Source organism: Paracoccus zeaxanthinifaciens ATCC 21588 (assembly GCF_000420145.1).
Classification (GTDB): domain Bacteria; phylum Pseudomonadota; class Alphaproteobacteria; order Rhodobacterales; family Rhodobacteraceae; genus Paracoccus; species Paracoccus zeaxanthinifaciens.
The window spans coordinates 93,286-102,884 of sequence record NZ_ATUJ01000010.1 but is presented as its reverse complement, the minus strand read 5'-3'; the positions used below and the strand labels follow the sequence as shown (position 1 = coordinate 102,884).

General features: G+C 66.3%; 8 protein-coding genes. 7 read left to right on the top strand and 1 reads right to left on the bottom strand.

Annotation, left to right across the window (positions count from 1 at the left end):
* A partial coding sequence (locus F804_RS0110825) for an IS5/IS1182 family transposase (protein ID WP_022707769.1) occupies window positions 1–275 on the top strand: 275 nt, incomplete at its 5' end.
* A gap of 47 nt (window positions 276–322) precedes the next feature.
* Here the strand turns inward: F804_RS0110825 and F804_RS16270 are convergent.
* The gene (locus F804_RS16270; RefSeq protein ID WP_022707768.1) at window positions 323–1,444 is read right to left on the bottom strand and encodes a Hint domain-containing protein; all 1,122 of its coding nucleotides are present in this window, start codon (window positions 1,442–1,444) and stop codon (window positions 323–325) included.
* 243 nt (window positions 1,445–1,687) lie between these two features.
* Here F804_RS16270 and F804_RS0110815 point away from each other — a divergent pair, with 243 nt between their 5' ends.
* From F804_RS0110815 to folE2, 6 genes are all read left to right on the top strand, one after another.
* Window positions 1,688–2,899, top strand: a complete 1,212-nt coding sequence (locus F804_RS0110815; protein WP_022707767.1) for an NADP-dependent isocitrate dehydrogenase — start codon at window positions 1,688–1,690, stop codon at window positions 2,897–2,899.
* A 132-nt stretch (window positions 2,900–3,031) separates the two neighbouring features.
* Window positions 3,032–3,700: a phosphoribosylformylglycinamidine synthase subunit PurQ gene (purQ, locus tag F804_RS0110810; protein ID WP_022707766.1), complete on the top strand. Its 669-nt coding sequence runs from the start codon at window positions 3,032–3,034 to the stop codon at window positions 3,698–3,700.
* A 141-nt stretch (window positions 3,701–3,841) separates the two neighbouring features.
* Window positions 3,842–5,557, top strand: coding sequence for a sensor histidine kinase (locus F804_RS0110805; RefSeq protein WP_040595983.1), 1,716 nt, complete (start codon window positions 3,842–3,844; stop codon window positions 5,555–5,557).
* Between the two features lie 21 nt (window positions 5,558–5,578).
* Entirely contained in the window at window positions 5,579–6,904 is a 1,326-nt protein-coding gene (locus F804_RS0110800) for a sigma-54-dependent transcriptional regulator (RefSeq protein ID WP_022707764.1), read from the top strand.
* Between the two features lie 455 nt (window positions 6,905–7,359).
* On the top strand, window positions 7,360–8,544 hold the full coding sequence (gene metZ, locus F804_RS0110795; RefSeq protein WP_022707763.1) for an O-succinylhomoserine sulfhydrylase: 1,185 nt from the start codon (window positions 7,360–7,362) through the stop codon (window positions 8,542–8,544).
* A 76-nt stretch (window positions 8,545–8,620) separates the two neighbouring features.
* On the top strand, window positions 8,621–9,583 hold the full coding sequence (gene folE2 / locus F804_RS0110790) for a GTP cyclohydrolase FolE2 (RefSeq protein ID WP_022707762.1): 963 nt from the start codon (window positions 8,621–8,623) through the stop codon (window positions 9,581–9,583).
* Window positions 9,584–9,599 lie beyond the last annotated feature (16 nt).

Genomic DNA, 9,599 nt, shown 5'->3' with positions numbered 1-9,599 from the left:
CTCGGGCGGACTGGCTGCTCGCCGACCGAGGCTATGATGCGGATTGGTTCCGCGACGCCCTGAAAGACAAGGGGATCAGGCCCTGCATCCCGGGCCGGAAGTCCCGCGGCAAGCCCGTCAAATACGACAAGCGACGCTACAGACGACGCAACCGCATAGAGATCATGTTCGGTAGGTTGAAGGACTGGCGGCGAGTAGCGACACGTTACGATAGATGCCCAAAGGTCTTCCTCTCCGCCGTCGCTCTCGCTGCCACCGTCATGTTCTGGCTGTGACCATCAATGAGTCTGGAGCCTAAAGCCAGGGTAATGCAACAACGTCGTCAGGAAACCAAGGGGCGGGCCTTCTCGGTATGACGCTCGACCATGCGGCGCAGCTTGGCGCCCCGCTCCAGCTGGCGTGCGGCGACGAGCATGGGGGCGTTCTCGTCCATGATGCCGGGGAAGATCGCCTCGATCTCGGCGATGGCGGCGGCGCCGAGCGCCTTGATCGCCTGCGGCCCGGGATAGAGCGATTCCGTCAGCGCACCGTTCGACATCACCACCTCGTGGGCGTCGAACATGATGTGGCAATAGGTGACGGGCTGGTCGTCCGCGACGATCTCGATGCCCGGGACGCCGGTCAGGTGCTTGGCGGGGGCCAGGATCTCGTCCGTGCCGAACATGCGACGCGCGATGGCCGAGCGGATCAGCACGCGGTGCTGCGGCGACACGACCAGGTCCTGCGCGGGCTGCTGGTCCCCCAGGGCACCCGCCGCGATGCGGATCGGGCGCAGGCGCGGGTCCATGCGCAGCGTGGCGGCATCCAGCGTCCGGCGGCCGATCCAGCGCAGCGGCTGCAGGCCGTTGTCGCGGGTCCAGACCAGGTCGCCCTCGGCCAGATCCTCGACCCGGGTTTCGCCCGTGGCCGTGCGGATCAGCGTGCCCGCGGCAAAGCAGATCACCTCGAGGTCGAAGATGCTCGGGTTGTAGGAGATGTTCGCGGCATAGGTGCGAACCGGTAGCGGGTCCGCATTGGTGATCTGCACCGAGTTCAACTGCGTGATGTTGTCCCAGTCGCGCAGGTCCGAGAACGATGGGCGGAAGAACATGTCCCCGTTCCGCATCTGGATCAGAACGCCTTCCTGCGTGTCTGTTGAACCGTCCGGCGCGGTCAGCAGATAGTCCACCCGCAGGAAGCCGGTGATCTGCTGCGTCACGGCGTTGCCGGTCGACGGCGAGACATAGGTGAAGTTCGACGGCCCGTACGGGTGATCGTTATAGGTCGTCGCGAACGCCCGGACGCCGGTGTTATTCACGAAGATGCCGCGGGTGGTGCCGGACAGCGTGACGGGTTGGATCTGGGATTTTCCGACCGCGGTATAGCCTTCGATGCTGTCCGCATTCGCCTGCGTTGCAGGGGTCGAGCTGTTGGTGTTGATCTGCGATCCGTTACCGAACCACATCCATGTCACGTCAGGCATACTCACACACTCCGGGTACTACGAGTGGCAGTAGCTAATGGTCTATTAGGTCGCGCGCTATCTATCTCTTCGGATAGGTTTAGCCAAACTGTATAGTTCCGACGCAGCGTCACATGTCGAAGGGACAGGCGTTCCGGCATGCAATGGCATACCGACTTCCCATCGGGGGTGGATTGGGGTATCCAGCGCGCATCCTGACCATTCCCGAACCCGAGGGGGACCCCCATGTCGAAGATCAAGGTGGACAATCCCGTCGTCGAACTCGACGGCGACGAGATGACCCGGATCATCTGGGATTTCATCAAGCAGAAGCTGATCCTGCCCTATCTGGACATCGACCTGAAATACTACGACCTGGGCATCGAGGAGCGCGACCGCACCGAGGACCAGATCACCGTCGATGCGGCCGAGGCGATCAAGAAATACGGCGTCGGCGTCAAATGCGCGACGATCACCCCCGACGAGGCGCGGGTCGAGGAATTCGGCCTGAAGAAGATGTGGCGCAGCCCCAACGGCACGATCCGCAACATCCTGGGCGGCGTGATCTTCCGCGAGCCGATCATCTGCAAGAACGTCCCGCGCCTGGTGCCGGGCTGGACGCAGCCGATCATCGTTGGCCGCCACGCCTATGGCGACCAGTACCGCGCGACCGACTTCAAGTTCCCCGGCAAGGGCAAGCTGTCGATCAAGTTCGTCGGCGATGACGGCCAGGAGATCGAGCACGAGGTCTTCGACGCCCCCGCCGCCGGCATCGCGATGGCGATGTACAACCTCGACGATTCGATCCGCGACTTCGCGCGTGCCTCGTTGAACTATGGCCTGAACCGCGGCGTGCCGGTCTATCTGTCGACCAAGAACACCATCCTCAAGGCCTATGACGGCCGCTTCAAGGACCTGTTCCAGGAAGTCTACGAGGCCGAGTTCGAGGACAAGTTCAAGGCCGCCGGCATCCATTACGAACACCGCCTGATCGACGACATGGTCGCCTCGGCGCTGAAATGGTCGGGCGGCTATGTCTGGGCCTGCAAGAACTATGACGGCGACGTGCAGTCGGACACCGTCGCGCAGGGCTTCGGCAGCCTCGGGCTGATGACCTCGGTGCTGATGACGCCGGACGGGCAGATCGTGGAATCCGAAGCGGCGCACGGCACCGTCACGCGCCACTACCGCGAACACCAGAAGGGCAACGCGACCTCGACCAACTCGATCGCGTCGATCTTCGCCTGGACGGGCGGCCTGAAGCACCGCGCCAAGCTGGACGGCAACGACGCGCTGATGACCTTTGCCAAGACGCTGGAGCGCGTCACCGTGCAATGCGTCGAGGATGGCCACATGACCAAGGATCTGGCGCTGCTGGTCGGCCCGGACCAGAGCTGGCTGACCACGATGGGCTTCCTGGAAAAGGTCGACCAGTACCTGAACAAGGCGCTGTCCTGATCGGCAGCCATGCGAAGGGCCGGGGGAAATCCCGGCCCTTTTCGCATTAAGCGGGCATTCCTCGACCACGCCCCTTTCTTCGATCCCCGTCTTGCGCTATGGCGCTGCCAATCCCCCTGCAGGAGCATTGCGATGAAAGCCGCCGTCGTCACCTTCCCCGGATCCAACTGCGATCGCGACCTTGTCGTCGCGCTGGAGCGCGCGGGCGCCGAAGTGACGCGCGTCTGGCACAAGGATGCCGAACTGCCCGCGGGCACGGATCTTGTCGGCGTGCCGGGCGGCTTCTCCTATGGCGACTATCTGCGCTGCGGGGCCATCGCGTCGCAATCGCCCATCGCGTCGGCGATCCGCGCACATGCCGAACGCGGCGGCTTCGTGCTGGGCATCTGCAACGGCTTCCAGGTCCTGACCGAGCTGAAGCTGCTGCCGGGCGCGCTGATGCGCAACAGCGGGCTGACCTTCCTGTGCAAGCCCGCCGTCCTGAACGTCGAGACCGCCGACAGCGCCTTTACCGGCGGCTATGCCAAGGGCGCGAAGATCACGGTGCCGGTCGCCCATCACGACGGCAACTACCAGATCGACGCCGAGGGGCTGGCCGCGCTGCGCGACCAGGACCGCATCGCCTTCACCTATGCGCCGGCGATCAACGGCTCGGTCGCGGATATCGCGGGCGTCCTGTCCGAGAACCGCCGCGTGCTGGGCATGATGCCCCATCCCGAACGCGCCGCCGATCCGGCGGTCGGCGGCACCGACGGCGAGGCCCTGTTCCGGGGCGTCGTGGGTGCGCTTGCCAACGCCTGACTTGAGCGACGCGCCCCTTCGCCGTAGATTGCGTCAGTCGATCCGGAGGGGACGGAGCGCCATTTGGCCAGCGAAGACGATACCGAAGATGCCGCCGCGACGCGGCGTGCCCGCCCGCAGCGGCTGGTCAGCCCGTGGTGGCTGCGTGCCAGCGTGGCCGGGATCTTCCTTGCGGCGCTGGCCTCGGTCTGGATCACCAATGCCTGGCTGACCGAGCGTTTCTCGGAAACGACGCGGGTGCGGTCGGAACTGCGGCTGGCGCTGTATTCCGGCAACCTGATGTCGGAACTGCAGCGTAATTCGGTCGTGCCGCTTCTGTTGGCGCGCGATCCCGCGCTGATCGGGGCGCTGGACGGGAACGACTTCTCGACCACCTCGGCGCGGCTGATGGCGGCCCAGAAGGAGATCGGGGCCGCCTCGATCCGGCTTCTGGACGCGACGGGCCGCGTCGTGGGGTCGACCGACCGCTACCAGATCGGGATGGGCAGCGGCACCGCGCCCTTCTTCGTCGAGGCGCTGCGGTCGCGCGATACCGTCTTCACCGTCTCGGAACAGGCATCCGGCGCCTTCGAATTCGCATACAGCCGCGCGGTCCTTGCCGATGGCAAGACGCTGGGGGTGATCGTCGTGGGCGCGGACCTGACGCGGCTGGAACGGTCCTGGGCCAGCATTTCCGACGCGGTGGCGGTGACCGACAGCGAAGGCAACATCATCCTTGCGACCGAGCCGCGCTGGCGCGGGCTGACCATGGCCGAGGCGCTGTCGGTGCGTTCGGCGCCATCCGCGATTCAGCGGGCGTTCCAGGTGACGGCCGACTGGACCTCGACCCCGGCCGACGCCTATGTCCAGGGCCGCGCCGTGATGCGGGCCGAGGCGCGCGTGCCCTTCCGCGGCTGGCGCATGATCAGCTTCACGGCCTACAGCAGCGTGCGGGAACGGGTGAACGCGATCCTCGCGCTGGAGATCATGGGCTTCGCGATCCTGCTGGCGGGCACCTTCTGGCTGCTGTCGCGCCGCGCCCGCCGCCAGTCGGTCGCCTATATGCGCGAATCCGCGGATCTTCGCGCTCTGAACGCCCGCCTGACCCGAGAGATCGCCGAACGCGAACGCGTCCAGAAGGAACTGCGCGTGGCCGAGCAGACCGTCCAGCAATCCTCGAAGCTGGCCGCATTGGGCGAGATGTCGGCAGGTGTCAGCCACGAGCTGAACCAGCCCCTGGCCGCGATGAAGACCTATCTTGCAGGCGCGCGTCTGCTGCTGCAGCGGTCCCGCCCCGAAGAGGCTCTGTCCAGCTTCCAGCGGATCGACGACCTGATCGACCGCATGGGCGCGATCACGCGGCAGCTGAAATCCTATGCCCGCAAGGGCGGCGAGGCGGTCGAGCCCGTGGACCTGCGCGCCGCCGTCAGCAGCGCCCTGACCATGATGGAGCCGCAGCTGCGCGCCCGTCCCATCCGCATCGCCCGCAACGTCCCGCGCGAGAAGGTGATGGTGCTGGCCGACCGCATCCGGCTGGAACAGGTGCTGATCAACCTGATGCGCAACGCGATCGACGCCCTGCGCGACACCCGCGACGCCCGCATCGAGATCACGGTCGAGGCCGGCGCTCACGCCCATGTGTCCGTCCGCGATAACGGGCCGGGTATCTCGGACCTGGAAAAGCTGTTTGAACCCTTCTGGACGACGAAGAAGCCCGGCGAGGGCACCGGGCTGGGTCTTGCCATATCATCCACCATCGTGGCCGATTTCGGCGGGCGTCTGACCGCACATAACGAAACCGATGGCGGGGCCGTCTTCGAGGTGGAGCTGCCGCTCTATCGTCCGGGCGAGCCGCGCCAGGCCCTTGCGGCCGAGTGATGTAACGAGAGAGGAATTGCGATGTCCCGCAAACTGAAGATCGCGATCGTGGATGACGAGCCCGACATGCGGGAATCCATCAGCCAGTGGCTGGTGCTGTCCGGGTTCGAGACCGAGGCCTTCGCCTCGGCCGAGGATGCGCTGAAGGTGATCGGGCCGGACTGGCCGGGCGTCGTGGTCACCGACATCCGCATGCCCGGGATGGACGGCATGGCCTTCCTGCGCCGCCTGATGGCGGTGGACAGCAGCCTGCCGGTCATCATGATCACCGGCCATGGCGACGTGCCCATGGCGGTCGAGGCCATGCGCATCGGCGCGATGGACTTCATGGAGAAGCCCTTCAACCCCGACCGCATGACCCAGCTGGCCAAGAAGGCCACGCAGGCCCGCCGCATGACGCTGGACAACCGCGCCCTGCGCCGCGACCTGTCCGAGGGCCAGCAGGTCATGTCCAAGCTGATCGGATCCAGCCCCGTGATGGAGCGCCTGCGCGAGGACATCCTGGACCTGGGCCAGGCCGACGGCCACGTGCTGATCGACGGCGAGACCGGCACCGGCAAGACGCTGGTGGCCCATGCGCTGCACGCGGTCGGTCCGCGCGCGTCCAAGCGCTTCGTGCCCGTGTCCTGCGCGGCCTATAACGACGAGTCGCTGTCCTCGAAGCTGTTCGGCCCGCTGGAAGACGGGCTTCCGGCGGTCGAGGAGGCGCGCGGCGGCACGCTCTGCCTCGAGGATATCGAGGCGCTGTCCGAGGGGCTGCAGGCGCGGCTTCTGGCCTTCATCGCCGATCAGGGCACGCCCGCCGAGACGCGGATCATCGCCATCTCGAACGCGCGGGGCGAGGGTCGCCGCGCCGAGGATTCGCTGCGCCCCGACCTGTTCTATCGCCTGTCGGCGCTGAAGATCACCCTGCCGCCGCTGCGTGCCCGGGGCGAGGATATCCTGCAGCTGTTCACCCGCATGTCCGAGCAGTTCTCGGAGGAATACGGCTGCGAGCCGCCGCAGGTCAGCGCCCAGGAGGCCGCGCAGCTGCTGCAGGCCCCCTGGCCCGGCAATGTGCGCCAGCTGATCAACGTGGCCGAACGCGCGGTCCTGCAGAACCGTCGCGGGTCGGGCAGCATCGCATCGCTGCTGATGGCCGATGGCGAGGAGACGCAGGAAGCCACCACCACCGAGGGCAAGCCGCTGAAGGAATATGTCGAGAGCTTCGAGAAGATGCTGATCGACAACACCATGCGCCGCCACAAGGGCAGCATCGCCAGCGTGATGGACGAGCTGTGCCTGCCGCGCCGGACCCTGAACGAGAAGATGGCGAAATACGGCCTGCAGCGCAGCGATTATCTGTGAAATGGCTGCGCCGGGGGACTGTGCCCCCGGCGCGACCGGTCACCTTGCAATCGTTGAACGGACACCACGGCACGCGTCATGGTGAACCGGATACTGTCGGGTCCGAGGGCCCGGAAATCTTGAACTGTGCTGACTGCCGACCCGCCCCGACCGGGGCATGGGGTCAATTCATGGGGGCAGGGGGCAGAACAAGCGAACGGATAACAAGCAACCATCGCCCCCTGGATACGGACCCGCCGCGCCGATGCCGCCTGTCCGCAAAGGCAGTATTACACTGTAAAGGTAGCCCCCCCAACTGCCCATTGGGACAGGTTTCGCGGCAACATCTGCACATATTGCCGCGAATTCGACGGGGTTTGCGCGACACCGTTCCGCGTGGCGGAACGCCCCTCGGGGGCTTGCCTGAACCGGGCTTTGGGACTAGGCCGCTTTGCAAGCACTGGAAAGGCCGTCCCATGACCAATTCGCCCGACAAGAAGCTTCACCCGCGCACCGAGGCCGTCCATCACGGCACCCGCCGCAGCCAGTATGGCGAGATGGCCGAGGCGATCTTCCTGACGCAGGGCTTCGTCTATGACAGCGCCGCCCAGGCCGAGGCCCGCTTCGAGGGCACCGGCCCGGACGAGTTCATCTATGCCCGCTATGGCAACCCGACCAGCCGCATGTTCGAGGACCGCATCGCCGCGCTGGAGGGGACCGAGGACGCCTTCGCGACCGCCAGCGGCATGGCCGCGGTGAACGGGGCGCTGTTCTCGATGCTGAAGCCGGGCGACCGCGTGGTCGCGGCGCGCGCGCTGTTCGGGTCCTGCCTGTACGTCCTGGACCTGCTGGCCAAGTTCGGGGTCGAGGTGGCCTATGTCGACGGGACCGACATGGACCAGTGGCGCGCGGCGATCACCCCCGCCACCACCGCCGTCTTCTTCGAAAGCGTGTCGAACCCCACGCTGGAGGTGATCGACATGCGGGCCGTGTCCGAGCTGGCCCATGCCGTCGGCGCAACCGTGGTCGTGGACAACGTCTTCGCCACGCCGGTCTTCTCGCGGGCGGTCGAGATGGGGGCCGATGTCGTCGTCTATTCCGCGACCAAGCATATCGACGGGGGCGGACGTGCGCTGGCCGGCGTCATCTGCGGCACGCGCAAGTTCGTCCGCGAGGTGGCCGAGCCCTATCTGAAGCATACCGGCGGCGCGATCAGCCCGTTCCATTCCTGGCTGATGCTGAACGGCCTGACGACGATGGACCTGCGGGTCCGCGCGCAGGCCGATGCGGCCGCAGCCATCGCCAAGGCGCTGAAGGGGCACAAGGCGCTGGCCCGCGTGATCTATCCCGGCCTGGCCGATCACCCGCAGCACGACCTGGCGATGGCCCAGATGGGGTCGGGCGGCACCATGATCGCGGTCGAACTGGCGGGCGGCAAGGACGCAGCCTTCGCCGCGCTGGACCGGCTGCGGATCTTCAAGATCTCGAACAACCTGGGCGATGCGAAATCCATCGTGACCCATCCGGCCACGACCACCCACCAGCGCCTGCCCGAGGACCAGCGCGCGCATCTGGGCATCACGCCCGGCCTGCTGCGCCTGTCGATCGGGCTGGAGGATGCCCAGGATCTGATCGACGACCTGACGCAGGCGCTGAACTAGGGTCGGGTTTTCCAGATCGGGGCTGTGATTTGGCGGCAATCGTCCTATATGCAGGGCCAGAGTACCGGAGGCCCCGATGACCGACGCCCGACCCATGACGCCCGCCTATCCGGCGCTGATCCGCGATTATGATGCGGATTTCGCCGTGGACCAGGATTACAAGGACAGCCTGCCGGACCTGCAGAACGGTCCGGCCAGCCTGATCGTCGGCGCGCGCCGTCCGATCCAGCATGTCGGCATCTCAAACTTCCGGCTGCCGATCACCTACCTGACCCGCGATGGCGGCGAGATCCGGTTGGAAACCAGCGTCACCGGCACCGTCAGCCTCGAGGCGGATCGCAAGGGCATCAACATGTCCCGCATCATGCGATCCTTCTACGGCCATTCGGAAACCAGCTTCAGCCTCTCGGTGCTGGAAGCCGCGCTGGACGACTACAAGTCCGACCTGGACGCGCTGGACGCGCGGATCCAGATGCGCTTCAGCTATCCCATGCGGGTCGCGTCGCTGCGCTCGGGCCTGTCGGGCTGGCAGTATTACGACCTGACGCTCGAGGTGATCGAGCAGGCGGGCCGCAGGCTGCGGGTGATGCATGTGGACTACGTCTACAGCTCGACCTGCCCCTGTTCGCTGGAACTGTCCGAACATGCGCGTGAATCGCGCGGGCGGCTGGCGACGCCGCATTCGCAGCGCTCTGTCGCGCGGATCTCGGTGGTGATGGAGGGCCCGGACCGCCTGTGGTTCGAGGACGTGATCGACATGTGCCGCCGCGCCGTCCCGACCGAGACGCAGGTCATGGTCAAGCGCGAGGACGAGCAGGCCTTCGCGGAACTGAACGCCGCCAACCCGATCTTCGTCGAGGATGCGGTCCGCGCCTTTGCCCAGCCGCTGATGGCCGACCCGCGCATCGGCGATTTCCGCGTGCTGGCCAGCCACCAGGAATCGCTGCATTCGCATGACGCGGTCAGCCTGATGACCAGCGGCCCCACATTCGAGCAGCAATCGCTGGACCCCAGCACCTTTGCCGCGCTGAAGGCGTGAACACAAAGGGAACGCG

Coding starts and splice junctions, on each gene's coding strand:
- metZ (WP_022707763.1), top strand. CDS start 7,360: ATGACCAATTCGCCCGACAAGAAGCTTCACCCGCGCACCGAGGCCGTC.
- purQ (WP_022707766.1), top strand. CDS start 3,032: ATGAAAGCCGCCGTCGTCACCTTCCCCGGATCCAACTGCGATCGCGAC.
- F804_RS0110800 (WP_022707764.1), top strand. CDS start 5,579: ATGTCCCGCAAACTGAAGATCGCGATCGTGGATGACGAGCCCGACATG.
- folE2 (WP_022707762.1), top strand. CDS start 8,621: ATGACCGACGCCCGACCCATGACGCCCGCCTATCCGGCGCTGATCCGC.
- F804_RS16270 (WP_022707768.1), bottom strand. CDS start 1,444: ATGTGGTTCGGTAACGGATCGCAGATCAACACCAACAGCTCGACCCCT.
- F804_RS0110815 (WP_022707767.1), top strand. CDS start 1,688: ATGTCGAAGATCAAGGTGGACAATCCCGTCGTCGAACTCGACGGCGAC.